This window comes from Arthrobacter sp. GW460-12-1-14-TSB2 (assembly GCF_059423525.1).
The window spans coordinates 37,172-63,147 of sequence record NZ_JBWKYC010000010.1 but is presented as its reverse complement, the minus strand read 5'-3'; the positions used below and the strand labels follow the sequence as shown (position 1 = coordinate 63,147).

The window sequence follows — 25,976 nt, the reverse complement described above, 5'->3', positions numbered from 1 at the left end:
AACGAAGGAATCAGAAAATATGACAGAAGGCATCGCAGGCTCGGGTATCGAGCTTGGCATCACACTCTATTCGCTCACCTCGGAGTTCGCCGCCGGACTCTACACCCCGGAGACCCTGATCAAGGCTGTGGCCGATGAAGGTCTGGGTCCTGGCGTCGAGTTCAACATCGCCCAGATGTTGCGCACTTACCCGGACGTCGATGATCACTTCGTTCGTTTGTGGCGTGACAGCATGGACCGTTACGGCCTCACCCCCAGCGCAGTGGGCACCAACCTGGACATGGGCCGCCGCAAGGACCGGGACATGACGCCGGACGAGGAGTATGATTTTTTCGCCGCGCAGCTGCGCACAGCCAACAGGCTCGGTTTCCATCGCGTGGTGATCCGCTCCGCCGGCAAGGAACTGCTCCGCCGGCTGCTTCCGCTGGCAGAGAAGTACGACCAGAAGCTCGGCTACGAAATCCATGCACCGCAGGGCCCGAACGATCCCAAGATCCTGCAGATCCGGGAAATGTACGCGGAGCTGGGCAGCGATCGGCTCGGTTTCACGGCAGACTTCAGCTCCACCATGCACAGCCTTTCCCCGACGCTGTTCCGCACGCTGACGCAGATGGGGCTGCCCGAGGAGCACTTTGCTGTCATGCAGGACATCTGGCGCAAGCCGCTGCCGATGCAGGAACGCAACCAGGAATTCGAGGACTACCTCAACGCGAACAACTTCGACCCCGCGCGCCTGGGCCCGTTCACCAGGCTGGCCTTCAATATGCACGGGCTGGTTCCGCCGGAGGAATGGCTGGACATCATGCCGCAGATCTTCCACGTCCACGCGAAGTTCTACGACATCGACGAAAACGGCAATGAGCCAGCGATGGACATTCCCAGGATTGTGCGGCAGTTCGTCGAGGGCGGCTACCAGGGCTACCTCTCCAGTGAGTGGGAGGGGCATGCCTTCGCTGACCTTGGCGAATCCGATCCGATCGATCTCGTCAAGAAACAGCACACGCTCATGCGGCGTGCCATCGAAGACGCCGTCGTTCCGGCCTGAGGAGGGGTTCACGTCTTCCACCGACCGCGGCGACATCGAGAACCCGTTCAGCCGTTACATGTACCTGCACAACGCCGTCGAGGACGAGCGGATCATCCCGCTATGGGTCAAGCCCGGCACTCCGGGCGTGCGGGCACGTTACACCAACGCTGGCCGGTACATCGACTACAGTCCCTCTACACGGCAGACGCCGGACCCCGTGCCACCCGCAGCCCACGACACCTTCGTCGACACTTTCAAGTAAGGAAAAGCAATGGCAACTCACAATTCCCTGTTCCAGGACACCGACGTCCGCAGGCACCCGGAGGGCATTGCCGTGTCGGTGCAACTGCCCTGGTACCGCAGCCTCTGGCTGTCCGCCGTCGACGACGTCGCGGCAACAGTCAACGGCGTGCAGATCCCCAAGGACTCCCTCCGCTTCGAACTGCAGGGAAGGTCCTACTCCATCGCGGAGCTTCCCGAGCAATGGGAAACGCTTTGGTTTGTCGCGGACAGGCCGGAAGTGATCATCCCGCTGGACCGGATCCCCGATGATGGCGAGGAGATCGACGTCGAAGTCATCCTCACGCTTCGCCTGCTCTACATGCAGATCGCACCCATGCGCTACGTGGGCAACCGGGTGGCGGTTGAGCGGAAGGTGGTGCTCGCATGAAGATGCTCCGCGTAGCCATGATCGGCTACGGCTTTATGGGTGCCGCCCATTCGCAGGGGTGGCGTACGGCACCGCGGGTGTTCGACCTGCCGGCTAAGCCGGAAATGGCGGTTATTGTGGGCAGGAACGCCGACGCCGTTGCTGCCGCCGCCAGCAAATGGGGCTGGGCGGAGTCGGCCACAGACTGGCGTGAAGTAATTGCCCGGGCCGATATCGACGTCGTCGACATTGTCACTCCCGGCGACTCCCATGCTGAGATTGCGATCGCTGCCCTTGAGGCGGGGAAGCACGTTTTGTGCGAGAAGCCGCTTGCCAACACGGTGGCGGAGGCCGAAGCGATGGCCGAGGCCGCCGAACGGGCGGCCGCCCGGGGCATCCGCGCGATGGTGGGGTTCACCTACCGCCGCGTTCCGGCCGTCACGTTCCTCCGCAACCTCATCGCCGAAGGTGCCGTGGGGAGGATCAACCACGTGCACGCCTCCTACCGCCAGGACTGGCTCGTGGACCCGGCGATGCCGCTGGCGTGGCGGCTGCAGAAGGAATACGCTGGTTCCGGTGCGCTCGGGGATATCGGAGCCCATGCGATCGACCTGGCCCAGTTCGTGACCAGCCTGAAGCTGGAGAAGGTGTCCGGGGTTATCGACACCATCGTGAAGGAGCGGCCACTCCTGGACTCCGGTTCGGGTCTGTCCGGTACTGCCGGTGTCGGCAAGGGCCGCGTGACCGTGGATGATATCGCCATCTTCACCGGCCGCTTCGAATCAGGAGCACTCGCATCGTTCGAGGCCTCACGCTTTGCCACGGGCCGTAAGAACACGCTGGAGATCGAGGTCTCGGGGGACAAAGGCGCGCTGGCCTTCGACCTTGAAGACCTTAACAGCGTCCAGTTCTACGACCGCACGGCACCCGCCGACCGCCAGGGTTTCCGGAAGATCCTGGTCACGGAAGCTGATCATCCCTACGTTTCGGCGTGGTGGCCCGCTGGCCACATGCTCGGCTACGAGCACGGGTTCTCCCACCAGGTCAAGGACCTCGTCGAGGGTATTGTGTCCGGCACCGATCCTCATGCCACGTTTGCTGACGGGCTGAAGGTGCAGCGCGTGCTCGACGCCGTCGAGCGCAGTTCCAACAATGATTCCGCCTGGACACGCGTCGCTGCTGGCGTCCCCGTCCAGGCCGCATAGGGAGGGAATGCACGTGGCACGACCAATTACCTTGTTCACCGGCCAGTGGGCCGACCTGCCGTTCGAGGAGGTGGCCCGGTTCGCTGGCGAGTGGGGCTACGACGGGCTGGAGATCGCCTGCTGGGGTGATCACCTGGACCCCTGGCGGTGGGATGACGACGCCTATGTGCAGGGCAGGCTGGACATACTTGAACGCCACGGCCTCAAGGTATGGACCATCTCCAACCACCTCAAGGGCCAGGCCGTATGTGACGACCCCATCGACGAACGGCACCGCGGCATCCTGCCGGACGTTGTGTGGGGCGACGGCGATCCGGAAGGGGTGCGCCGCCGGGCCGCCGAGGAACTGAAGAACACGGCCCGGCTCGCCGCCAGGCTCGGCGTGAAGACGGTAACCGGGTTCACAGGATCGTCCATCTGGAAGTACGTGGCGATGTTCCCGCCTGCCACCGAAAAGATGGTCGACGCCGGTTACCAGGATTTTGCGGACCGGTGGAATCCTATCCTCGACGTTTTTGACGAGGTCGGCGTGCGGTTCGCCCATGAGGTGCACCCCTCCGAGATCGCCTACGACTACTGGACCACGCAACGCACGCTGGAGGCGATCGGGCACCGCGAGGCCTTCGGGCTGAACTGGGACCCGAGCCACATGGTGTGGCAGGACATCGACCCGGTGGGGTTCCTGTGGGACTTCAAGGACCGCATCTACCACGTCCACTGCAAGATACGAAGAAGCGCCTCATCAACGGCCGGAACGGCCGGCTGTCATCCCATCTGCCATGGGCTGATCCGCGCCGCGGCTGGGACTTCATCTCCACAGGCCACGGCGATGTGCCCTGGGAGGATGCCCTCCGCATGCTCAATGCCATCGATTACCGCGGTCCGTTGTCCGTGGAGTGGGAGGACGCGGGCATGGACCGCTTAGAAGGCGCCCCGGAAGCGCTGGCGTTCGTGCGCCGGCTCTCCAGCTATGAGCCCTCCGCAGCGGCTTTCGACGCCGCCTTCAGCACGAAGTAGCGCACAGCGCCATATGGTGCACAGCAGAACGGCCGGTCCGGGAACTCCCGGGCCGGCCGTTCCGCTGTGTCAGCCGTCGTTTGTATGCAGGTCAGACCACAGCGCGGCCGGCCTGTGCTGTCCCGGCCAGGGCGGACCCCGCCAACGCCAGGTGCCGCCGCGTCATCTCCGTGGGGTCATCCAGCAGCCACTCGTGACCACCCCACTCGCTGGTCAGCGTACCTGTGAAACCGTCCCTGCTGAGCAGACTGCCAAGGTCGCTCAGCGGCTGCGAAACCCGGTGGCCGTCGTCGTCCAGGTCCCAGAACTTCAGGTGGAAGGCGCCCACGAGGGGAAGAATGCCTTGCAGGTCTGCGGGGTCGCTGCGGCCGAAGCGGATGAGCAGGTTCATAAAAAGTGTGTGGATGTCTGGCGGAACCTTCCCTGCGCGGAGCAGGGCAACCGCGGCGTCGAGGGTGGCGGGGTCCCGCCAGTCATTCTCAAGGCGCCCCAATAGTTCCGGGGAAATTCCTCCCCGCCGCAGTTCTTCAAGGTACGTCACCGGAAGCGCGGGCATCAGCATGCTGATGTCGACGAGCACCCGCACGTGATCGTCCCCCAACCCGGCGATCGCATCGAGGGCTGGCGCTACGGCGGGATTCCAGGGCGTCTGCTGCCCTTGGATCTCCTCGTACAGCACTAGGTCGAGTTCGTGCAGCAACGGTTGCAGCAATGTGAGCAGTTCCTTGCCGGCCTGGCCGATCGGCAGGCGGATCCCGTCGGCTCCCACCCGCTGGGCAGCGTGGAGCTGGGGGACCAGGAAGTCCAGGCGCTCCTGCAGGGAGCGGCGGGCCGTGGGTGAGGTGAAATCGTCGAGGCTGGCGCCAGCGATGCTGACACGCCCCCCTTTTGCGGCCAGGGAATCCCGCAGTTCGTCCACCTCGACATCCTGGGGAGCGGGAAAGGACCGCCACAGCAGGCCAGGTTCGAGCTCGATTGTTTTCGTGACGGAATCCGCTATGCCAGTCACAATGTCCTGGGCTGTTCGGCGGGCGGCGGTGATCTCCGGAGTCCAGTTGAACGAGCTGGCGCAGAGGGTCCAGTAGGGAGGAATTTCGGGGGCCATTTGGGTGCTTTCCCCTTTATGCTTGTTATTGACAAACTTATGTCACTTTTAGGATAAAGGATGGAAGCCATGTTGCAAACCGCTTTGCGCGAAGATGCGCTGACGGCCACGCCGGGAGGCTTTGAGCTCCGGCTGGGACTTCCGTGGATCCGCTCGATGCCTCTGTCCAGCGTGGCTGGCCTGGCAGTGGAGGTCGACTGCGTCGCGGTGCCATCGGGGGAGTTGACGGTGCTACTGGGGAGGCGACGTGTGCCGGCAGGTGCACTCCCGGAAGAGTCCGGCTGGTGGTTCGTGCAGGACAGGCTGGTCCTGTCCGGCAGGCGCGAACTTCACCGTGGTGCGCACGCCGTTACCGTCGACTTCCGGCTGCTGGTGCCCTACCTGCACGCCGGCCCGGGCTCGCCGTTGGTCCTGCCGTTCCGCCTGGAGGCCTGGCTGGATCCCGACCAGGCACCGGTGCCCAGCGCGTCCCTCGACGTGACCTGAGCTGCCAGGCCGCGTCGGGACAGTTCCTTTTTCCGGGAGGCCGGCTCTCCGGCTGGCACACAATCGTGGAACACTATGCCGGAACAGTTGCCCGTTCAGGTGACGGCCGGCCCTCTGCAAACCAGCGGGGGAAGGTGACGTCGAATAGCTGCTCGCGGGCCAGCTCGGCGCCGCCGCGCAAGGGTTCGCGCTCATCGTTGACGGAAAGGGTGATGGTGAGGTCCCGAGTGGCGAGCGGCAGTGACAATTCGTAGACGCGTTGGCGCACCTCGGCCAGGAACACCTCGCCGGCGGAGCCCATGGCGCCGCCGATGACAATGACGCCGGGGTTGAACATGTTCACGAGGGCCGAAATGGTTTCGCCTGCTACGTGGGCCGACTTTTGGACGAGAGTGATGGCAAGGGAGTCTCCCGCTTGGGCTGCGAGGGTGATCGCCTCAAGTGTCAGCGCCCCCTTCTTCGCCAGCGCGGCAAGGGAGGTATTGGCCCCTTCCTTGATGGCCTCTTCTGCGTCCCGGACCAGTGCCCAGCCGCCGGCAACCGCTTCCAGGCAGCCGATCTTGCCGCACCGGCACTGTGCATCCGAATCGGAAACGCGGACATGGCCAATGTCGCCGGCGGCCCCGTTTGCGCCCCGGTGGATCCTGCCTTTGGACAGCAGGCCGGCTCCGATGCCCGAGCCGATTTTGCAGTAAATGAGGTCCGCCAGGGTGTCGCGCCGCCGGGCGCGTTCCCCGAGGGCAAGGAGGTTGGAATCGTTGTCCACCCATACAGGTGCATTGAAGCGGTCTTCAAAGGGGGTGCGGACGTCGTAGCCGTTCCACCCCGGCATGATCGGTGGCGCCACGGGCCGCCCCGTAGCGAAGTCCACGGGGCCGGGCAGCCCCACCACCACACCCCACACGGGCACCTTGGGGTCCTTCTTGAGCAAATCGTCGACCAGGGACAAGGCTGCGTCGATGGTCTTCTCCGGACCCTCCGCGATATCCCAGGGGCGGTGCGTGTGTTCCAGGATGTCGCCGTCGAGCGCAGTTATGCCCACCCGCATGTGGGCCGCACCGAGGGCGCATATCACGATTCGTCCCTGCTCTGCCCGGAATCGCAGGGTCCGTGGAGCGCGGCCGCCGGACGAGGCGCCGAACTCGCCGTCAGCGAGGAAGCCAATCTGAATGGCCTGATCCACACGTTGACTGACGACGCCCCTGCCCAGGCCGGTGACCTTGCCGATTTCCGGGCGGGTGGTTGCTTCGCCTGTGCGTACCAGGTTTACGATCCGCAAAAGGCTCGTCACTTCATCCGTTTGTGCCCCAAAGCGGAGTGTGGAGTCTGTCGTCATGCTCACAATTCTCACACATTGTGGCCGACTAAGGTGCGGCGCGGCGCGACTATAGCCAGAACCTCTCTTACTTATGAATAATAAGCACATAAGAGAAGGAGGGCGATGATGCCGTGGAACGTAGGGATCCTTGGGGCCGGACCGGGGGTTGCGGCTCTTCATCTCCCGGTGCTGGGGCGGCTGGTGGAGCTGTTCAAAGTGGTGCACATTGCCGATGCCGGGAGCGGCCGCGCCCGGGTTCTGGCCGAGCGCCTTGGTGCCAACTGGTCGGAAGGAGAGGTTGACCTGCTCGCGGACCCGGAGGCTGATGTGGTGGCCGTCTGCAGTCCGCCTGCTGACCATGCCCGCCAAATCCTGGCTGCCGTGGCCGCCGGCAAGCGCGGCATCTTCTGCGAGAAGCCACTGGCCACCAGTGGGGAGGAGGCCGAAGAGGTCATTGCTGCGTGCCGGGCCACAGGCGCCATCCTCCTCGTGGGGACGAACCATCTGTTTGATGGGGCATGGGGGCGCGCAAAGCACCACCTTGTGGCCCTCGAAGGCAGAGTGCAGGCAATCTCCGTGACGCTGGCGCTCCCGCCGAATGACCGGTACCACCGGCTGGTCACGGAGGGCGGCCCTTTCATGGCCGCCCGACGGGGACGTCCCGACCTGGACGATCCTGCGGTGGCTGCCGGCGTCCTGCGGCAGTTGCTGACAGGGCTCGCGATCCACGATCTTCCCGCCGTCAGGGACGTTGCGCCAGGCATCGACGAAGTGGTCTATGCGCGGGTCGCTCCGCCCATCGGCTACGTGGTGGGTTATCGGTCAGGGGGCGTGCTGGTCCAGCTGGCGCTTACCATGCTTGCGGAAGGACCCGATGCCCTCTGGCGGATGGGCATCGCAACCTCCCACGATCGCATCGAGGTTAGTTTCCCGCCGGCCTTCGTCCATGCCGGAAGTGCCGTCACCCGCGTACGAAGCGTGGACGGGCTCTGGACAGAGTACCCGCGGGATCTGGAAGACGGCTACGTGACGGAGTGGCGCCTGTTTGGGTCGCTCCTTGAGGGCGTGGCCCCGGTGGAGTACGACGAACTGTTGGCGGACTCGCATTATGCAATCGACCTCGGCGACGCTGCGGCCGCGAAAGTTCTTGAAGGAGTGCCCCTATGAGTCCAGGTGATCGAGGGTATGGCGTCGTCACTGCGTTGCCTTCCTATGTGGCTGCTGTCGCCGAACTACCTCTCAGCGCTGCCCTGACCGATGGCGTCAGTGGCGCGGTGGTGGTGGTGCCCGGATCCGGCGATTGGTGGCAGGGCATGCTGGCGGCCCGGGCCGGGGGAGCGTCAGCAGTAGTGGTTGCGGACCCGGGCGTGCTCCCGCGCGAGATAGTGGAAGCCGAGCCGTGGCCGGGTGGCATTCCTGTGATAGTTGAGCGCCCCCGCCTGCGCCCCGATGTTGTTGCTGAGGCGGTCCGGGCAAGGCGAGGCAGTCCGGCCCGGATTATCACGGTGGAGTGCGCTGCACCCGCTCCGGCCCTGGATGCCGCGATTCGTGACGGCTTTGGCTGGCAGCGGTCCCTGGCCCAGAGGAAGTTGGCGCTTCGGTCCAATATTGCCACGGCGCAGGGCAGGATGGCGCTCCTGGACTGGGAGGGCGCCTCCGGCGGGACAGTTCCCGCCACTCTTGCGGCGACGGTGGTGGGGGGTCTTCGAGCCGGAGGCCTGCTCCAGGTGATGGCCCTTGGTGAGGTGAGGACGGAAGTAACTGTGGACCAGCCTGCCGGACTGATACGACTGGAGACGTCAACCGAGGATGGAACGTTGAGGGCTCCTGATCACCATGAGTCATCAGCCCGCCTGGCGCTTCGCCGGGCATTTAACGCCTATGCCTCAGGCGTGGCGGCTACCGATCTGGAGGGGCTGCTGGAGGACATGGCCCTCACGTGGGCCCTGGGTGCTCCGTAAGTTCTTTGAGTCTAATTCCGGCGTTCTTTTGTTGTTTTCTGACGAAAGTGAAGTAACATGGGTGGTGGCGCCGGGGTTCCTTCCGGACCCGTTCTCCGCCGTGATGGTGCGGCGGAGGCACAACACGTCGCGTCGACGGCCCGATCGTTCGGGTAGATCACTATGCCACTTTCACCTTTGAGACTACGTCTCCTTGTTACCTCCCTGCTCTCGGTCTCCTTCCTCGGAGCCCTGGACCACACGGTGGTGTCCACTTCCCTGGCCACCATTGCCGGCGAGCTGGGCGCGCTGCAGCTGATGAGCTGGGTTGTTGTGGGCTACACCCTCGCAAGCACAGTGCTGCTGCCGGTGCTCGGCAAACTGGGCGATGTGCTGGGGGCTCGCAGGATCTTCCTCGGTTCACTGGTCATGTTTCTGGCCGCTTCCCTTGCCTGCGGATTCGCCCACGACATGACCTGGCTCATCGCCGCCCGCGTCCTGCAGGGGATGAGCTCCGCAGGCCTGCAGCTGATGTCCCAGACCATCATTGCCCAGGTCACCACGCAGCGGGAACGGCCGCGCTACATGGCGATCGTTGGCGCTGCTTTCCCCATCGCGATCCTTATTGGCCCCGTGCTCGGCGGCGCCATCACCGACTACTGGGGCTGGCAGTGGGTCTTCTGGATCAACATCCCCGTGGGCGCGGCAGCCCTGGTCCTTGCGCTGATCGCGGTTCCACACCGGGAACCGGGCCCCACTCCACGCCACTTCGATGTCGCCGGCGCAGCTGTTTTCACCACCGCACTCGTTGCGCTCGTGCTCGCCGTTTCCTGGGCAACCGAACGGACCGCGGGTCCCGCTGCCGCTGTCGCGCTCGCACTCAGCATCGTGGGCTTTACCGTTTTCTTCCTAATAGAGCGGCGTGCTCCCGAGCCCATCGTGCCGTTCCACTTCTTTGCCAACCGCACCATAGCCGCAGGCACCGCGCTGTCGGCGATTATCGGCGTCGGGCTCTTCTCCATCACTGCGTACCTGCCCACGTACTTCCAAATGGCATACCAAACCACCGCCACCGTCTCCGGGCTTGTCCCCATCGCCACAGTGTTCGGCATGCTGATCAGTAACCTGCTCACCGGATGGCTGGCCAGCCGGACAGGGCGCTACCGGATCTTCCCGATCCTGGGTACTTCGCTGGGAGCGGCAGGGCTCTTTGCGATGGCCGTGCTGCCCGTCGGGCTGCCGTTGTGGGTGCCCATGATTGCAATGAGTGTGGTTGGCATGGGCACCGGGGCGTTTATGAGCCTGATCGTCGCAGTGGTCCAGGGCGCTGTCCCCGCCAGCCAGACCGGCACCATTACGGCAACCATCAACCTGGTGCGGCAAGTGGGATCAACAGTGGCGACGGCGGTCATTGGCGGGGTGATCGGCTTCGGTGTCGCAGCCCTGTTGCCGTCGGGCCTTGACGCCTCCACGCTTACCCCCCAACTGGTCCACGCGGCGGACCCGGCCGTCCAAGCCCGCGTCGCGCAGATCTATGGCACGGTCTTCATTCCCATCTTCATCGCCCTGGCAATCACTTATGCCGTAGGAATCATCGCGGCGGTCCTGCTTCCCCATGGCTGGCTCTCCGATGAGCCCGTTCCCGCTTCCCACACAACTTCCGAATCCCTTTCGGCCTGATTTCAAAGGAGACATCATGTCCAATTCCACTATCGTTATCGTCGGCAGCGGGCCCATCGGCTCCGCCTACGCACGCGTGCTTCTTGAGCAGGTCCCGAACGCCCGGGTGGTGATGTTCGAAGCCGGGCCGCAGCTGACGGAAGTTCCCGGTGAGAGCGTCCGGAACATTCCCGACGCCGCGAAAAAGGCCCGCGCGAGGGAAATATCGCAGGGGCCGCAGGCCGGTGCCTACCGCGAGTCGCTCGGTATCCCTGCCGGGACCGTCACCGAGGGAATGTTCACCGCACGCCAGGGCACCCACCTGCTGGACTTCGGCGGCGCCGGCTCAGCCCACGCGCCAAGTTTCCCCGCAGCGGCGGCGGCCACCAACGTTGGCGGCCAAGGGGCGCACTGGACCTGCGCGACGCCGTCGCCCGCCTTCAGCGAGAAAATCCCGTTCATTGCAGGCAACGAGTGGGATGCGCTCATCGAGGAGGCCAAGCAGTTGCTGCACGTTCACAGTGCAGCGTTCGCTGATTCGGCGGTGGGTGAAGCCATTAGGTCCCTCCTTGATGAAGAGTTCGGCGCGGAACTGCCGGACGGCTACGGCGTTGGCACGCTGCCAGTGGCCGGCGATCCGCAGCCGGACGGCTCAGTGCGCTGGGCGGGGGCCGACGTCGTCCTCGGCCCGCTGATCGATCAGGGCAGCCCGCTCTCGAAGCAGTTCGAGCTCCGTGACCTCACCCTGGTCCGTCGCGTGGAACTGGACGGACGGCGGGTCACCGGAGTCACCGTCCAGGACCTCCGCACGGGGGAGGTGTCGTTCGTGGCAGCTGACGTCGTTGTCGTGGCGGCGGACGCCTTCCGTTCCCCCCAGCTCCTGTGGGCATCGGGTGTTCGGCCGAAGGCGCTCGGGCACTACTTGACTGAGCATCCCGTGGTTATCTCCACGGTGGCCCTGGACGCCGAAAAGATGGGGCGGCACGCCACCGAAGAGGACCTCAAGGCCGAACTGGCCCGGCGTGCACAGAACCCCGCAGATCCCGTCGCTGCCGTGAACCGCATTCCGTTCTCCGAGCCGGAGCACCCTTTCTCCGTGCAGGTGATGTACACCGAGACAACGCCATTCCCGATGGAGCCGGGAACCCCGTACTCCGAGAACCGCTGGGGCTACGTCAACATGGGCTACGGGACGCGAAAGCACCCCCGCTACGAGGATGCCGTCACCTTTGACGACAACGAGACGGACTACCGGGGATTCCCAAACATGACCATTGAGTACACGCTCACCGAGAGGGAAGACGCGGAGATCGCTCAAGCCACGGAGCGGCTCCGCCGTGCCGGGAAAGCTCTCGGCGTCTTCGTCGCCGAGCCGCGCCTCATGCCGAACGGCTCCAGCCTGCACTACCAGGGCACAATGCGCATGGGCGACACCGACGACGGCACCTCGGTGGCGGATCCGTGGTCTCGGGTGTGGGGGTACAACAACCTGGTGGTGGGCGGCAATGCTTTGATTCCGACGGCTACGGCGATGAACCCGACGCTGATGAGCGTAGCCATCGCAGTGCGTGGCGCCCGAAAAATGGCCGAGGAGATCAGTCTCGCGGCCGAGTCCGCTGCCGGCTGAACTACCGCTCGGGCCATAACGTGTCACGGGGGCAATCGAACGGGACCTTGCCCATGGAGTCCCAAGCCGGTTCCATATTTTCGAAGGCAATGGCGTTGTCGGGCCCTACGGGCTTAGCCTGGGGGCCCGGTACCTCTTCCAGCGCTGGGCAGCTCTTTCAACTTCTCCGGGACGGCAGGTCCAGAACACGCGCAGAATTGGCCCGCAACACGGGTCTTGCGCGTTCAACGGTCAAATCCCGCATCGAGGACTTGTTTCATTTGGGGCTCATCAAAGATGGTGGGGGGACGGCGTCCAGCGGAGGGCGGCCTCCGGCGACAGTTGCGTTTGACCCGTCTGCACGCGCAGTACTCGTCATTGAGATGGCCGTCAGCCAGATCCTGGTTACGGTGACAGACCTGTCGGGGAAGGTACTTGCGGACCAACAGTGCCAGCGTCTGCAAGCACAAGAGCCGCCGGCAACCTTGGGCCGGGCCATTGCCGTGGGCAGGCAACTTCTGGGAACTGCCGGCTGCGGGGGCGAAATGCTTGCGGGCGTTGGGATCGGGCTGTCCGGTCCAAGCCACCGCACCGACAACCACGCGGGGTCTCAACTCAGGCCCGGCTGGCATGGATTCGACTTCGAGAGCTTCATTCAACGGTCACTCCAAGTGCCCGTTGTCGTCGATAGCGTCGTCAATCTGATGGCGCGGGGGGAGCACACAGCCCATTGGTCCGGTCACGGCAACTTCATGTTCGTGAACGTCGATTCGAGTATTGGCTCTGCGATTATCAGCGGCGGTAGATTGCAGCCTGGCGCCAATGGGGCGACGGGTGGCTTGGGGCACGTTCGCGCGTCCAACGGTGGCGACCTTGCGTGCCCCTGCGGGAACTATGGCTGCTTGGACATGATTTCTTCAGTGCCGGCACTGGTCCGGAAAGTTCGCCAGCACGGCGTGGATGCCCGAACGGGTGAAGATCTTTTGCGTCTGGCAGCTGACGGTCAGCCCGAAGTCATATCCGCGCTGCATCAAGGGGGCCGTGAAATAGGAGACGTCCTGGCAACGGCCGTCAGCTTGCTGAACCCCTCGGTCATCGTTCTCGGCGGTAGCCTGGGGGAGTCGGCGGATGTCCTTGCCGGGGTCCGGGAAGTTGTTTACCAGCGGGCTCTGCCGCCGGTGACGTCCCAGCTGCAAATCAACCACTCGCTTCTGCATCACCAAGCCACAATTGCCGGAGCCACTCAGGTGGTCGCGGACCGTGTACTCTCACCGGCGGCAATAGATGCAGCTGTGCTGGACCTACTGTCGTAGCGGCGCAGCCGGGGGCTTTGATAGTCCCGTGATGGTAGGAGACTCCTGCCGGAGGCCCATCTCCAAGGCTCACCAGGGACTGTTCCAGCCGATATGTCTCACCACTTCACTCAGAGGCCGCGGCGTCCCGCCCACAGCCCGTGCAGCAGCGGCACGAGCGACGCGATCATCAGCAGGTTGCCTAGCAGCGTGTCGTCCCCCCTGACCACAGAACCTGCGATGAGCAGGGCGCCGAAAACCAGCGCCGATGCGGTTCGCTGCGCCGTCCGGTCCAGCCGTGCCATCTGACGTTCGAGACGCGGATTGGCCACGGATAGTGAGCCGTCCTCGATTCGAGTGAGAAGCCCGTCCAGGCGTTTCGGCAGCCCCAGTGCGACGCCGGCGACGTCGAGCGCCTGCTTGGCCACGTCCTGGACGATGTTTCCACGCTCGTCGCGCAGCAATTGCGCCGCATAGGGTTCCACCGCGTCCCACAGATTGAACCTGGCATCCAGCGAGCTGCACACCCCCGAGGTGAGTGACATCGCCCGGATGATGAGCAGGAAGTTCTCCGGCAACTGGAACGGCAGCGAGCGGACCAGGTCGCCGAACTCCACCGCAAAATCGAGGAACTCCCGCGGGTCCACTTCGCGCAGTTCGGCGAAGCCCATCCCGCCGAACCGGGCAAAGAGATGCGTCATTGCCCGCTCAAGCTCGGCCGTGTCCGCCGACGGCACCAGCACACCCACATCGCGGATCGCGGCCACCAAGCCCTTACCGTCACGCGAGGCGGCCGCGATCAAAAGCTTCCGCAGGCCGCTGCGGGTACTGGCAGGAACCTCGCCCATCATGCCGAAGTCGATGAACGTCAGCTTCCAGGGGCGTCCTGCGGTTGCATTGGAAGCCGGTGTGACGAAGATGTTCCCGGGATGCGGATCGGCATGGAAAAAGCCGCTGCTGAACAACTGGTCGAACATGACCGAGGCGAAAACCGGGGCAACCTGAGCCGGATCGATACCCGCGGCAAGAAGTTCCTCCGCATCAGTGATCTTGATTGCCGCGACATTTTCGAGGACGAGCACGCGGCGGGTGCTCCACTCCCACACGACTTCGGGCACACCAACCCGGTCGTCGTCGGCGAAATCAGTCGCGAAGCGTTCGGCATTCGCTGCTTCATGCAGGTAGTCGATCTCCTCAAGGCTAATTTGCGCAAACTCCTCGACCAGCGCGGGCATGTCCGCACGATCGGACACCAGACGCACATGGCTGAGCCAGCCGGCCACTTTGCGCAGTGCCGCCAGATCGACGTCGACAATCGCGTTGATGCCGGGGCGCTGCACCTTCAAGACCACGCTGTGGAGCCCGGCGTCGGCGGCATTGGCGGGAAGGAGTTGCGCACGGTGCGCCTGCCCGAGGGATGCGGCGGCGATTGGCATCTCTTCGACTGAGGCGAAAACCTTGTCCAGCGGCGCGCCCAGCTCCGCCTCGGCAAGTGCTCGGATTGCGGGAAACGGGACGGGGGGCACCTCGTCCTGGAGTCCCTCAAGTTCCTTGGTGATCTCGGGCGGAAGCACGTCGAGTCTGGACGACAGGAACTGACCCACCTTGATCATCAGGCCGCCCAAATCCACGGCCAGCACGTGGAAGCGCCGCGCGAAGCGCCGCATCCTCGTCGTCCGGGTGCGCTCGGCAATTTTGCCTAGCCCGACGCGGGGGAGGAACAGCTCAAACCACCAGGTCACCGCGAGATGCCACGCGGCGAAGCGCAGGATGCGACGGTAACGGGCGCGGGTGCTCCCGGCGCCGGGTACCGGATCCGCCCGGTCCCGACGGACCGACGTCACCCCGTCAGTCCTGGGCGAGGATCGAATACAGCCGGCGACGTGCCTCGTCGAGCACCGCCACGGCCTGCTGCACCTGCTCCGGCGAGCCGGTGCGACCTACCTGCGACGCGGCCTGCGCTAGCTCAAGGCCAGCCTTGGGCAGTGCCGCGAATCCGGTGCCGGAAGCCTGGCCTCCTGACTCCCACGGCGCTGATGCATGCGCACCCGCCACTTCCTCCCGGCCTGCTTCGGTGAGCGAGTAGATCTTGCGGCCGTTGGACTCCTCGGCACGGATCAACCCCTCATCGGCCAGAAGTTGCAGCGTGGGGTAGACGGAGCCGGCACTGGGCTTCCATCTGCCGCTGCTGCGCTCCTCGATTTCACGGATGATCTGATAGCCGTGCATCGGCCGCTCCGCGAGCAGGGCCAGCACCGCCGAGCGCACCTCGCCCCGCCCCGCGCGGGTGCCGGAGCGATTCTCAAACCTTGAACGCAGCTCTTCAACGGCGTGCCACATACCCTCGATGTTGGGGCCGCCAAATCCGCCCGCAGGGTATGAATTACGCATGCTGCTCTCCTAATGGGACGCGAACGATACTCAACGATACATCCCGATACAGGCGAAAACCAGCACCTCGAAGAGGGCTGCCGAGTGGAGGATTACGCACAAGGTTCCCGGCAACGTCGACGTAAAATCCCACCCCACCGGATCTGTGCCACCCGGTTGTGGAGCCTTGGGCGTGGGCTGGTTCGCGCTAACGGGGGTCAGTCAACCCCCGAGGCGCTGGCTAAATGACATAAGACGCGATTGCATCTCCCAGTACGAAGTGGCGGCCGGCGATTGCTTGCCGTCACGCAGGGCGCTGACGACGTTCACGGCCGCGTCAACTGCTGCGCGGTACGGCAGGGAACCGGAACTCACCCGCCGGACGCCCAGCGCACCCAGCTCGGCAACAGTCAGCGAGGGATGCGCCAGCACGTTGAGCGGCAGCCCAATGCCGGCGGTAATGGTCCGGATGTCCTCCGGAACCACAAGTCCGGGGACAAATATTCCGTCCGCCCCGGCGTCGGCGTAGGCAGAGGCACGGAGCAGGACGGCATCCACAGTGGCCTGTTCGCCGAACCATATGTTGTCCACCCGTGCGTTGACGAACATGGCCGGGCTGCGTCTCTTGACGGCGGCAACCTTGTCGGCAAAGGCTGCTGGATCGACCAGGTGCCCGGCCGTGCTGTCCTCCAGGTTGACCCCGGCCACGCCAAGGGTAGCCAGTTGGGCCACAAGTTCCGCAACCTCTGCAGGGTCATCGGAGTAGCCGTCCTCGATGTCCGCCGTGACGTGGACAGGCAGGCGGCACAAATGCTCCACGAGTGCCGTGGTTACGGCCTTGCTGGATCGACCTCCGTCCGGCAGGCCGGCACTTGCCGCAACGCCAAAGCTGGTGGTGCCGACTGCCGGGAACCCCGCTGTCGCGAAAGCCAAGGCGGATCCGACATCCCATGCGTTGGGCAGCAGGAGTGGCGCCGCAGCGTGATGGAGTTCCCGAAAAGTGGCCATTTCATTGCCATCCCCTGCTAACCGAATAGGTGAATCCCCGTTCAGTCTACAAACGCGGCCGGACGCCGCAAGGGACCGACGTTTCGCGGAACAAGTGATGGCCTAACGGGACAAGATGCTCGGGTCGTGCCCGCCTGGTCGGTACCGGCGAACATTCGTGCTGTGGATGTACTGTACGGATAACCTGTGGGTATGAAGAACCTGGACCTGAACCTGCTGCCCCAACTTCAGGTCCTGCTGGAGCTACGCAACGTTTCCCGGGCGGCCGAGAGGCTTCAGCTCAGCCAGCCTGCCACCAGCGCGGCGATGGCCAGACTCCGCCGGCACTTCGACGACGAACTCCTGGTCCGGAACGGCCGCACCTACGACCTCACGCCCTTTGCGCAATCCCTGGTCCCGCTGATAGATGAAGCCATGCTACACATCCAGCGGGCCACCCGGGTGCGGTCAGGTTTCGACGCCGCCACGAGCGAACGGGAATTTGTGATTGCGGCGTCGGACTACGCTGCGGCGCTGATTGTTGGTCCGTTGCGGGGGATTCTGCGGGAGGAGGCCCCAAGCGTGTCCGTGGACTTCGTCCCGACGGCCAAGTCCGGCATCCAGGGCCAAATGGCCGACTATTCAAAGATTGACCTTCTGGTGGGGCCAACCGGTTACCACATGCAGGGTACGAGCAAGCAGGTGTTCCGGGACAGTTTCGTGGCAGTGGCTGATTCCGGAAATTCCCTGCTCCAGCAGCCCCGCCTCACGCTGGACGACCTGGCCACGGTGCCTCACGCCGTCGGCTATTTCGGTGAGGGCATCAGCACCCCGGCGGACAAGCTGTTTGAATCCCGCGGTGTTCAGCGCCGCGTGGCAGCCGTGGTGGCCGGGTTTCTGTCGCTGCCGCTGCTGGTCGAAGGAACGGATCTGGTGGCACTGGTCCCGATGATGCTGGCGGCACGGGCCCAGCGCGGAGGGGACATTGTGGTGCTGGAGTTCTCCGAAGGCACCGAGGCGTCCCTTGTGGAGGCCATGTACTGGCACCCCTCCCAGACGGAGGACCCCGCCAGCGCCTGGTTGCGCTCCGTGGTGCAGCGGGCCTGTTCGCGGCTGCACGGACTTTTCCCCGTCACCTTCCACCCGGTGACTATCGACGCGGCGGATACCAGGTAGACCAAACGCGCTGTTCCCCATCCCGGGCATCACTGAGAGAGTCGGAGAAACATCCCTTCGAAAGGAAGACCCATGCCTGTCTCCAGCCAGCGCCTGGCCGGCAAAACCGCCGTGATCACCGGAACCGCCAGCGGGCAGGGGAGGGCGGCCGCCCTCGCCTTCGCTTCCGAGGGTGCGCTGGTGGTCGGCTGCGACATGGACGACGACGGCGCCGCGGCCACCGTTGAGCAGGTCACCGCGGCCGGTGGCCGGATGGCCAGCAGCAGGGTTGACCTGACGGATGAGGGCGCTGTGGCGGCATGGGCGCAGGATGTGGCCGCAACCCACGGCCAGGTCCACATCCTGTATGCCAACGCGGCGGTCACCCGCTTCGCCCCGGTGGAGCAGCTCACGTTCGCCGACTGGAAATGGAACGTGGCGCATGAACTGGATGTGGTGTTCCTGCCGGTGAAGTACTTCTGGCCCCGGCTGATCCAGGCGCGGAACACGGCCATTGTCCTGGTGGGCTCAACGGCAGGGGTCACCGGTTCCATGACCAACGGCCGCCTGGCACACACCGCCACCAAGGGAGCCGTGGTTGCCATGACGAAGCAGCTCGCGGCCGAAGGGGCTCCGCACGGACTGCGCGTCAACGCCGTCAGTCCCGGAATGATCCGCACCGCCGCCACCGAGGGCAACCTCCTGGCCGCAGACCACCCTATGCGAACCATCGCAGGCAGCATCCCGCTGGGCCGGATTGGCACGCCGGAAGAAGTCGCCAAGTGCGCACTGTTCCTTGCCTCGGACGACGCGTCCTACGTGACGGGCGCCAACCTGATGGTCGACGGCGGCTGGTCGGCGGTGCTGCCGGGCTAACGCATGGCGTCCGAGACCGACTTGGCGCCGCCGTGGCCCGACTGGCCGCCATCCACCGGAATTTCCGCGCCTGTCACGAAGGAGGACAAAGGACTGAGCAGGAACAGCACGACGCCGGCCACCTCCTCCACGCCTCCGGTGCGGCCCAGCGGGATTTCGGCCAGGGTGGCCTGCCGGAACTCCGGCTTGGCGCTCGCCGTCATGGGCGTATCAATGAAGCCCGGGTGGACGGTGTTCACCCGGATACCCTGCGGGCCAAGCTCCGTGGCCGCCACCAGGGAGAGCCCGCGCAGGGCCCATTTGCTGGCGGTGTAGGCGACCGGATAGTGCGCCGTCAGTCCTGCGACCGAACCCACGTTGACGATCGCGGAGCCGGACCTCATCAGGGGTGTGAGGGCCTGGATTCCCAGCAAAGCTCCGGCAACGTTCACTTCGTACACCTTCTGCAGGTCGGCCACCGAGGCATCCAGAAGCCGGCTCCTCCGGGTGATTCCGGCATTGTTCACCAGGCCGTCCACCCTCCATCCCCGGGACTGTATCCATTGAGCGAGACCGGACCAGCCGGAGGCATCGGCAACATCAAGCTGGCGGTACACCAACGCACCACCGGACGACGACGACAAAGCGGCCAACTCAGCCGGCATATCCGCCGCGAGGTCCGTCGCGATGACGCACGCTCCGGCCTCCACCAACAGCCGCGCTTCGGCAGCCCCCTGACCCTGGCCGGCCCCCGTTAGCACCACTGTCCTGCCCGCGAGCTGGAAGGAAACCACTCTCAGGCCCCCGAAGCAGCCGCAGCCGCAACCCGGTTCCGCGGGCGGGTCCGGGCAGGAATACGGGTAACGGCATCGCGCCGCTCACCCACGGTGTTCTCGATGCGGCCAATGCCTTCCACTGTCATCCGGACCACGTCGCCGGTCTTGAGCGGCGGGGGAGTCTTCGAGCCGTTCCGTCCCCAGAGTTCCGCGAGGCAGCCACTTCCACACGTGCCGGAGCCCAGGACATCGCCGGGCTTCACCACCGAGTCCTGCGACGCGTAAGCAACAAGCTCGGCGAACGGCCAGCCCATGTTGGACAGCAGGTCCTGCCCGACGGCTTCCCCGTTGACTTCCACGGCCATGGAGATCGGCAGGAACCCCTCGGCGTCGTGCAGGTCCTCGAACTCGTCCGCCGTGACTATCCACGGGCCCAGGGTGTTGGCGAAGTCCTTGCCCTTGCACGGGCCAAGGCTTACTTTCATCTCGCGGCGCTGCAGGTCCCGCGCGGACCAGTCATTGAGCACCGTGTAGCCGAAGATGTGCTGGTGCGCCTCCGCTGCTGTCAGGTTCCGGCCGTCGCTCCCGGGAACGCGTCCGACGACGGCGGCGACTTCGGTCTCGAAGTCCAGGTCGTCGCAGCCGGCCGGAATCCCGACCACCTCGCCGGTTCCCGTCACGGTGTGCGGATTGGTGAAGTAAAACGTGGGTGCCTCGTACCACTCGGGCACCACGCCGGCCACGCCGTCGATGCTTTTCCGCACCCCTTCGACGTGCTCCTCGAAGGCCACAAAATCACGGATGGTGGCAGGCGCCAGCGGGGCAATCAGCTGCACGTCCGCCAGCGGCACGGGCGCCGCCGACCCGATGCTTTTGCCGGCGAGGGCCAGGGTTTCGGCAAGTCCGGCTTCCAGCAGGCTGTTGACGGTCCTGCCCGCGGGCAGGGCGTAGCAGTTTCCGCCGACCACAAAGCCGGACTGCGTCCCGCCGTCGTAATTCCAGCGTGCAATCTTGACCATGACGTTGTCCCTTAAGCTGTGGGTCGGGCGGTGAGGATTGAAGCGGGCGTGATGCCGAGGGCTGCGGCGTTACCGGCCAGCACTTTGGCTTCGTCGTCCGCGGGAAGGCTGGCCGCGCGCACTTCGTCCACAGGGAGGTCGGATCCCATGTCGAAGGGGTAGTCGGAGCCCAGCAGCACCTGCTCCGGGCCGGCTGCCGCCACCAGCGCCCGCAGCTCAGCCGGGTCATGGACCAGCGAATCGAAGTAGAGCTTCTTCAGGTATGACGACGGCGGCTGGGCGCAGCCATGTGCTTCCGGCCGGACTTTCCACGCGTGGTCGGAACGGCCCAGGCTTGTGGGAAGGTATCCGCCGCCGTGGGCAGCCACAACCTTCAGCAGCGGGTGGCGGTCCAGGACTCCGCCGAAGATCAGGTGCGACAGGGCCACCGCGTTTTCGGCCGGCTGCGACACGGTGTTGGCCAGGTAAAAGCGGTCCAGCCGTTCATCCAGGGAGCAGCCGAACGGGTGCAGGAACACCAGTGCGCCCAGCTCTTCAGCCCGGGCCCAGAACGGCTCAAGCCTCGGATCGGAGAGTTCAACGGTGCTGCGTTCCGGGTCGCCGGGAGTGGCGGCGAACGAGCCGATCTCCACGCCGAGCAGCCCGCACTCCAGCACCGCGTGCTCCAGGGCGTCCACCATCAGCCCGGGATGCTGGAGCGGCACCAGGCCCAGGCCGTTGAGGCGTTCCGGGGCGCGGTCAACGAACTCGCGCACCGCCCGGTTGGCGGCCAGGGCCAGCTGAAGCGACAGTTCCTCGCCGGCGAAGTAGTAGAAGTGCGACGGCGACGGCGAGACCAGCTGCACGTCCACGCCCTGGGCGTCCATGTCCTGCAGCCGGCGGTCCAGGTCCGTCAGCTGTGGCCAGCGCTCCTTGATCATCCGGCCTGAAGCGGCCATCGACTCCGGGCCGTTACGGCGCACCTCCAAGGCCTGTTGGGCACCAAAACCTTCGGAGTCGGCGTCGGAAACCAGCTGCTGCAGGGCCGGAAGCAGGATGTGGGCGTGGACGTCCACCGTGGGGTTTGCAACAGGATCGGTGCTCATGCGGGTTCCTTGACCATGCTGGAGATCGAGTGCATGAGGCCCGGCACGTCGGCGTCGCGGACGCCGTCGAGCATCCACTGGCCCAGCTGGACGGAGGCGTTGACCACTGCCTTGGCACGGTCCAGCCGGCGGTCGGCGAACTCCTTCCAAAGCGTCTCGGTGACGTCATCGGCGCTGATCAGCAGTTCGGCGAGCACCGCCGCGTCCTCGAGTGCCATGGCAGCGCCCTGCGCGATGGTGGGCGGGCAGCTGTGCGCGGCGTCCCCGATGATCACGGTGCGGCCGCGGTTCCAGGGCCCGTCCACCAGGTGCGTGGTGAACCACGTGTAGTTGATGCGGGCACTGTGGTCCAGGTTGGCGCGGATCTCGTTCCATGGCCCGCCGTAGGCAGCGGCGAGTTCGGCCATGATGCGCGGGCCGTCCTCGTGCCTGCGCTCCTGGGCCTTCTCCACCAGGTAGGCGTAGATGGTGTCCGGGCCGGTGGGGCAGTAGCCGGCGATGAAGCAGGGGCCGCCGTAGGTGAGGTCGGTGCGGACCACATCCGCGGGACGCTCCACAAAGGCACGCCAGATGCCCATGCCGGTGGAGGCAGGTTCCACGTCGATGCCGATCGCCTTGCGGACGGCTGAGTGCAGGCCGTCGGCGCCGATCAGGAGGTCATAATTCTCGGTCGTGCCGTCGGCGGTGCTGACGGTGACGGAGCCGCCGTCGTCCGCTATTCCGGTGACCGTCCTGCCGTAGCTGATGCGGGCCCCTGCCTGTTCGGCGCGTTCGCGGAGGATGGTGGTGAAGTCGGGGCGGTACATGCCCAGGGTGGCGGGGAGGTCGTCGCCGCCGGTCCGCATGTCCTCCAGGACCGCGATCACGGTACCGGCGGGGTCCGGTGCGCGCAGGCCGAGGGTGCCGAATGCGTAGCCCTTGGCCTCGACCTGCTCCCAGACCCCGAGCTGGCGCAGGATCCGCAGGGCGTTCCCTTGCAGGGTGATTCCCGATCCGAGGGTCTGCGGAGCGTCCGCCTTTTCCAGGATTTCGACGTCGATTCCGGCGTCGGCCAGGAGGATGGCTGCGGTCAGTCCCGCGGCTCCCGCCCCCACGATTCCGACGTTCTGTACTGCTGCCATCGCTGACTCCTTTGTGTTGACGGCGTTACTGCTGGTGGATTGTTGTTGCTGTTTAGCTGAAAGCTACCGGACGGCGATCGGGTTGACGGGCGATCCGACCGCACCCGTGATGGGGAGCGGCGCAGCGGTGAGTATGAAGTCGTACCGGCCATCAGCCGCGCAGGCCTCGGCCAGCGCGTCCGGGTCCCACATTTCGCCCAGGAAGAGCCCCAGATTGGGGATGGCGATCTGGTGGAGGGGCTGGAAGGCGCCGTCGAATTCGTTGGGACGGACTTCGAAGCCCCAGGTGTCCGTGGCGATCCCGGCGATTTCGCTGTGATGCAGCCACGGTGCGGTGCTGAAGGACAGTCCGGGTGCGGGGCCGCCGGCGTATTCACCCCAGCCGTCGCGGCGGACCCGGGTGTGCTGGCCGGTGCGGATCACCACAATGTCGCCGCGGCGGACGATGGAGCTGGGTCCCTGCAGTTCGATGGTGCGCTCAAGGTGTTCCGGGGTGATGGCAAACCCGTCCGGCAGCTCGCCGTCGGTCCTTCCCAGTTCCGGGCCGAGCGCGCGGCCGACGTCCAGCAGGACGCCGCGGGTGACGATCTTGGCCGCGGCGGTTTCGATGCCGGTCACAAGGTCGCCCTCGGAGGTGACCACGTCGCCGGCGGCCCGGCCGTTCCAGGCCTTGCCTTGGTCGAAGATATGGCCGAGGCCGTCCCACTGTGTGGAGCACTGCAGCGGCATGGCAATGACATCATCAGCGCCGCCGAAGCCGTGCGGGAAGCCCTGGTTGCCGCGTTCGGCGTCCACGCCGGTGTCCGTCATGGTGTGGACAGGGTTGGTGCGGCGCCGCCAGCCTTTTTGCGGGCCGTTGGTGTCGAACGGCTGGGAGAGCGAGAACGCATCGCCGGTCTTAACGAGCGCCGCAGCTTCAACGCGCTTCGCAGCGTCGATGAAGTTGAGGGTGCCCAGGACGTCATCTGCGCCCCAGCGGCCCCAGTTGTTGTGCGCCTCCGCCATGGCCCGGATGCTGCCCAGCGGATCCTCACGCCGGATCACCGGGGAATCGGCTGATTCCCCGGTGCCGGTGGTGCGTGTGTCCTGGGTGGTCACGGCTTGCTGCCTTCAGTGTGAGCTTCATCCTTGCAGCGGATCAGCTGGGTGCCCAGGCCGGTGATGGTGCCTTCCATGACGTCGCCGTCCTGGAGCAGCCGGCCCCAGTGCTGGCCATTGCCGGCAGGGCTGCCGGTCAGGACCAGGTCGCCCGGACGCAGCGGCATGATCTGGGAGGCCTCGCTGACCAGCTTGGCCACTCCGAAGATCATGTCCTGCGTTGACTCGTCCTGCATGGCCGTGCCGTTGAGCTTCAGGGTCACCTGCACGTCCTGCGGGTCGCCGAAGAACTTGGCCGGCAGCAGCACCGGACCGGTGGGGAGGAAGCCCGGGGCGTTCTTGGCGCGGTACCAGTCCGATCCGATCGCGGGCATGTCCTTGCGGAAAACGTACTCCCGCGTGGTGATGTCGTTGACCATCGTGTAGCCGAACACATACTCCAGTGCCTCCTCTGGTGTGACCCGGAAGGCCGTCCTGCCGATCACCGCCGCCAGCTCCAGTTCCCAGTCATGGGACTTGGAGTAGGCAGGCAGGGTGAGGTCGTCCGTTGCGGAAGCGATCGCCGTCGGAAGCCCGATGAAGAAGTACGGGGTGCCCTGGCCTGCCCGCTTGTCCATCATCGCGGCGGTCGTGGCGCGGACTTCTTCTTCGTCCTGGCCCGGTTCGCGGTGTGCGGCGGCGAGGTCGATCACGTGCTTGCGGTAGTTCGCGCCGGTCTGCAGGACCTGGACCGGCTCCACCGGGGCAAGAATTTCGACGTCGGCCAGCGCCAGGCCGGTCTCCTCACCTGCAGAGGCGGCCAGGCTGTCCAAGCGGCCCTCGGTAGTGTTCCAGTGCTCGATCAGGGAGTTGATGTCACCGTCCACCGGCAGGACCCGCTGGTCCACCAAGAGGCCCACGCGAGCTTTGCTGTCACCCGGCTCCTGGAAACGGATAAGGGAGTACGTTGCTTCGGTCATGGTGTTTTAACCCCGACCCTGCTTGGCGTAAGGGTTCAGCAGGGCTTCCTTCATTTCGGGAGAGGCGCCTTCTTCGGTGGCTGTGAAGCCTTCGGCCGGCGGGAAGGATTCGGTCATGGAGTGCGGCATGGCGCCGTTCTTGTAGAAGTTGTTGGAGCCCTCGGACGGCTTCCAGGTGTTGGCTTCCCAGTCCGGGACGTAGTTGCGGTAGCCGCCGGAATTGAGCTCCACGCGCAGCCCTGACGGGTCCCGGAAGTACAGGAAGTTCTGCTCGCCCACGCCGTGGATGGAGGGCCCGTATTCCATGGCAGTGCCGTTTTCCATCATGACGTCCGCAGTGCGGAGGAGGTCTTCGGTGGCATCCACCCAGAACGCGATGTGGTTGACGCGGCCGGCGCGGGTGGAGGTGTCCAGGACGACGCCGAGGTCGTGGGACTTTTCGTTTGTGGTCAGGACGGAGAAGACGGTGATGGGTGCTTCGTCCAGGTCCACGAAGGCCATGACGCGGAAGCCCAGGGCTTCGTTGTGCCACTTAGCGAAGCCACGGACGTCGGAGCAGGCGACTGTGACGTGGTCCAGGAAGCGGGGTGCTGCGGCGTGGCTGCTGCGGCGCTCCGGCCGGTCCGGGTAAGTGGACTCGAAACCGGGTTCTGCCACGAACTTTTCGACGTCGAAGAAGAGGCGCATGCGGTGGCCGTAAGGGCCCGTGAATTCATAGGCCTTGCCGTAGCCGTGGCCGCCGGCGGTCCAGGTGCCCTGCACGCCCGTTGCTTCGACGCGCTGGGCGGCCGCTTCGAGGGCTTCCTGGGAGTTGGTGCGCCAGGCCATCCGGCCCAGGGATGCTTCCGGTCCTTCGGTAATGACCAGGCTGTAGCGGTAGTAATCGCCCCAGCAGCGCAGGTAGACGTTGCCGTCCACCCGGTCGATGATGCGCATGCCGAACTTTTCCTCGTAGAACCGTGCCGAGGCGTCGACGTCCGGGGTGGTGATTTCGAGGTGGGCAAGATGGGACAGGGGAGTTTCCACGTTGAATTCCTTCTGCGTACTGGCTGCTCTGTTTTTGCAGGTCTTGGAACTACTCTGCGGCAGGTTTGGTATACGTGGAAGCCGTAAATCGGGATATGTGCTATTCGCCGTACGGATATATGAGGGAGGTTTGCCGCCGGCCGTTCGAGACGGCTAGTGGATTCTCCGCAAGGCGTAGCGATGGTGGCCATGACGCTCGACACGGGGAGAGGCGATCACGG

General features: G+C 65.3%; 24 protein-coding genes and 1 pseudogene. 13 read left to right on the top strand and 12 right to left on the bottom strand.

Going from position 1 to position 25,976, the window contains the following annotated elements:
* Positions 1 to 19: 19 nt before the first annotated feature.
* From AC07YR_RS13335 to AC07YR_RS13315, 5 genes and pseudogenes are all read left to right on the top strand, one after another.
* Positions 20 to 1,045, top strand: coding sequence for a sugar phosphate isomerase/epimerase family protein (locus AC07YR_RS13335; protein WP_494734247.1), 1,026 nt, complete (start codon positions 20 to 22; stop codon positions 1,043 to 1,045).
* Positions 1,014 to 1,289, top strand: a complete 276-nt coding sequence (locus AC07YR_RS13330) for a hypothetical protein (RefSeq protein ID WP_494734246.1) — start codon at positions 1,014 to 1,016, stop codon at positions 1,287 to 1,289. The genes AC07YR_RS13335 and AC07YR_RS13330 overlap by 32 nt, the downstream gene beginning before the upstream one ends.
* Before the next feature lie 9 nt (positions 1,290 to 1,298).
* The gene (locus AC07YR_RS13325; protein ID WP_055806416.1) at positions 1,299 to 1,697 is read left to right on the top strand and encodes a C-glycoside deglycosidase beta subunit domain-containing protein; all 399 of its coding nucleotides are present in this window, start codon (positions 1,299 to 1,301) and stop codon (positions 1,695 to 1,697) included.
* Positions 1,694 to 2,881, top strand: a complete 1,188-nt coding sequence (locus AC07YR_RS13320; RefSeq protein ID WP_494734245.1) for a Gfo/Idh/MocA family protein — start codon at positions 1,694 to 1,696, stop codon at positions 2,879 to 2,881. Before AC07YR_RS13325 ends, AC07YR_RS13320 begins: the two co-directional genes overlap by 4 nt.
* A gap of 13 nt (positions 2,882 to 2,894) precedes the next feature.
* Positions 2,895 to 3,898, top strand: a pseudogene (locus AC07YR_RS13315) (sugar phosphate isomerase/epimerase family protein).
* A 91-nt stretch (positions 3,899 to 3,989) separates the two neighbouring features.
* On the opposite strand, the gene AC07YR_RS13310 reads toward AC07YR_RS13315, so the two are convergent.
* The gene (locus AC07YR_RS13310; RefSeq protein ID WP_436057453.1) at positions 3,990 to 5,003 is read right to left on the bottom strand and encodes a restriction endonuclease subunit R; all 1,014 of its coding nucleotides are present in this window, start codon (positions 5,001 to 5,003) and stop codon (positions 3,990 to 3,992) included.
* 69 nt (positions 5,004 to 5,072) lie between these two features.
* On the opposite strand from AC07YR_RS13310, the gene AC07YR_RS13305 reads away from it, so the two are divergent.
* Positions 5,073 to 5,489, top strand: coding sequence for a DUF6379 domain-containing protein (locus AC07YR_RS13305; protein ID WP_055806730.1), 417 nt, complete (start codon positions 5,073 to 5,075; stop codon positions 5,487 to 5,489).
* A gap of 73 nt (positions 5,490 to 5,562) precedes the next feature.
* On the opposite strand, the gene AC07YR_RS13300 is transcribed toward AC07YR_RS13305, so the two are convergent.
* Positions 5,563 to 6,825, bottom strand: a complete 1,263-nt coding sequence (locus AC07YR_RS13300) for an ROK family protein (RefSeq protein WP_055806410.1) — start codon at positions 6,823 to 6,825, stop codon at positions 5,563 to 5,565.
* Positions 6,826 to 6,933: 108 nt separating this feature from the next.
* On the opposite strand from AC07YR_RS13300, the gene AC07YR_RS13295 reads away from it, so the two are divergent.
* The 5 genes from AC07YR_RS13295 (at position 6,934) to AC07YR_RS13275 (ending at position 13,325) form a co-directional block, all read left to right on the top strand.
* The gene (locus AC07YR_RS13295) at positions 6,934 to 7,974 is read left to right on the top strand and encodes a Gfo/Idh/MocA family protein (protein WP_494734244.1); all 1,041 of its coding nucleotides are present in this window, start codon (positions 6,934 to 6,936) and stop codon (positions 7,972 to 7,974) included.
* Positions 7,971 to 8,768, top strand: coding sequence for a hypothetical protein (locus AC07YR_RS13290; RefSeq protein WP_055806408.1), 798 nt, complete (start codon positions 7,971 to 7,973; stop codon positions 8,766 to 8,768). Before AC07YR_RS13295 ends, AC07YR_RS13290 begins: the two co-directional genes overlap by 4 nt.
* A 162-nt stretch (positions 8,769 to 8,930) precedes the next feature.
* Positions 8,931 to 10,427, top strand: a complete 1,497-nt coding sequence (locus AC07YR_RS13285) for an MFS transporter (protein WP_494734243.1) — start codon at positions 8,931 to 8,933, stop codon at positions 10,425 to 10,427.
* A gap of 16 nt (positions 10,428 to 10,443) precedes the next feature.
* A complete protein-coding gene (locus AC07YR_RS13280) occupies positions 10,444 to 12,033 on the top strand; it encodes a GMC oxidoreductase (protein WP_055806402.1) in 1,590 nt (529 codons plus the stop codon).
* Between the two features lie 197 nt (positions 12,034 to 12,230).
* On the top strand, positions 12,231 to 13,325 hold the full coding sequence (locus AC07YR_RS13275) for an ROK family protein (RefSeq protein ID WP_494734242.1): 1,095 nt from the start codon (positions 12,231 to 12,233) through the stop codon (positions 13,323 to 13,325).
* Positions 13,326 to 13,435: 110 nt separating this feature from the next.
* On the opposite strand, the gene AC07YR_RS13270 is transcribed toward AC07YR_RS13275, so the two are convergent.
* The 3 genes from AC07YR_RS13270 to AC07YR_RS13260 all read right to left on the bottom strand — a co-directional run bounded on the left by AC07YR_RS13270 (position 13,436) and on the right by AC07YR_RS13260 (position 16,682).
* Entirely contained in the window at positions 13,436 to 15,148 is a 1,713-nt protein-coding gene (locus AC07YR_RS13270) for an ABC1 kinase family protein (RefSeq protein ID WP_494734241.1), read from the bottom strand.
* Positions 15,149 to 15,152: 4 nt separating this feature from the next.
* Entirely contained in the window at positions 15,153 to 15,695 is a 543-nt protein-coding gene (locus AC07YR_RS13265) for a PadR family transcriptional regulator (RefSeq protein WP_055806393.1), read from the bottom strand.
* Positions 15,696 to 15,896: 201 nt separating this feature from the next.
* Positions 15,897 to 16,682 (bottom strand): isocitrate lyase/PEP mutase family protein, encoded by a 786-nt coding sequence (locus tag AC07YR_RS13260; RefSeq protein WP_055806389.1) that lies wholly within the window; start codon positions 16,680 to 16,682, stop codon positions 15,897 to 15,899.
* 192 nt (positions 16,683 to 16,874) lie between these two features.
* Between AC07YR_RS13260 and AC07YR_RS13255 the strand changes: the two genes are divergently transcribed.
* Together AC07YR_RS13255 and AC07YR_RS13250 are read left to right on the top strand one after the other, a co-directional pair.
* Positions 16,875 to 17,837, top strand: coding sequence for a LysR family transcriptional regulator (locus AC07YR_RS13255; RefSeq protein ID WP_494734312.1), 963 nt, complete (start codon positions 16,875 to 16,877; stop codon positions 17,835 to 17,837).
* A 72-nt stretch (positions 17,838 to 17,909) separates the two neighbouring features.
* Positions 17,910 to 18,692 carry an SDR family NAD(P)-dependent oxidoreductase gene (locus tag AC07YR_RS13250; protein WP_436057457.1) on the top strand — a complete coding sequence of 261 codons (783 nt, stop codon included), beginning with the start codon at positions 17,910 to 17,912 and terminating at the stop codon, positions 18,690 to 18,692.
* On the opposite strand, the gene AC07YR_RS13245 is transcribed toward AC07YR_RS13250, so the two are convergent.
* From AC07YR_RS13245 to AC07YR_RS13215, 7 genes are all read right to left on the bottom strand, one after another.
* Positions 18,689 to 19,465 carry an SDR family NAD(P)-dependent oxidoreductase gene (locus tag AC07YR_RS13245; protein ID WP_436057458.1) on the bottom strand — a complete coding sequence of 259 codons (777 nt, stop codon included), beginning with the start codon at positions 19,463 to 19,465 and terminating at the stop codon, positions 18,689 to 18,691. The genes AC07YR_RS13250 and AC07YR_RS13245 overlap by 4 nt on opposite strands.
* 2 nt (positions 19,466 to 19,467) lie before the next feature.
* Positions 19,468 to 20,466, bottom strand: coding sequence for a fumarylacetoacetate hydrolase family protein (locus tag AC07YR_RS13240; protein WP_494734240.1), 999 nt, complete (start codon positions 20,464 to 20,466; stop codon positions 19,468 to 19,470).
* Positions 20,467 to 20,477: 11 nt separating this feature from the next.
* Positions 20,478 to 21,551: an amidohydrolase family protein gene (locus AC07YR_RS13235; RefSeq protein WP_436057460.1), complete on the bottom strand. Its 1,074-nt coding sequence runs from the start codon at positions 21,549 to 21,551 to the stop codon at positions 20,478 to 20,480.
* Positions 21,548 to 22,672: an FAD-dependent monooxygenase gene (locus AC07YR_RS13230; RefSeq protein WP_494734239.1), complete on the bottom strand. Its 1,125-nt coding sequence runs from the start codon at positions 22,670 to 22,672 to the stop codon at positions 21,548 to 21,550. The genes AC07YR_RS13235 and AC07YR_RS13230 overlap by 4 nt, the downstream gene beginning before the upstream one ends.
* Positions 22,673 to 22,735: 63 nt before the next feature.
* Positions 22,736 to 23,770 (bottom strand): cyclase family protein, encoded by a 1,035-nt coding sequence (locus tag AC07YR_RS13225; protein ID WP_436057462.1) that lies wholly within the window; start codon positions 23,768 to 23,770, stop codon positions 22,736 to 22,738.
* Positions 23,767 to 24,729 carry a fumarylacetoacetate hydrolase family protein gene (locus AC07YR_RS13220; RefSeq protein WP_436057463.1) on the bottom strand — a complete coding sequence of 321 codons (963 nt, stop codon included), beginning with the start codon at positions 24,727 to 24,729 and terminating at the stop codon, positions 23,767 to 23,769. The genes AC07YR_RS13225 and AC07YR_RS13220 overlap by 4 nt, the downstream gene beginning before the upstream one ends.
* Before the next feature lie 6 nt (positions 24,730 to 24,735).
* On the bottom strand, positions 24,736 to 25,755 hold the full coding sequence (locus AC07YR_RS13215; RefSeq protein ID WP_494734238.1) for a VOC family protein: 1,020 nt from the start codon (positions 25,753 to 25,755) through the stop codon (positions 24,736 to 24,738).
* Between the last annotated feature and the right edge of the window lie 221 nt (positions 25,756 to 25,976).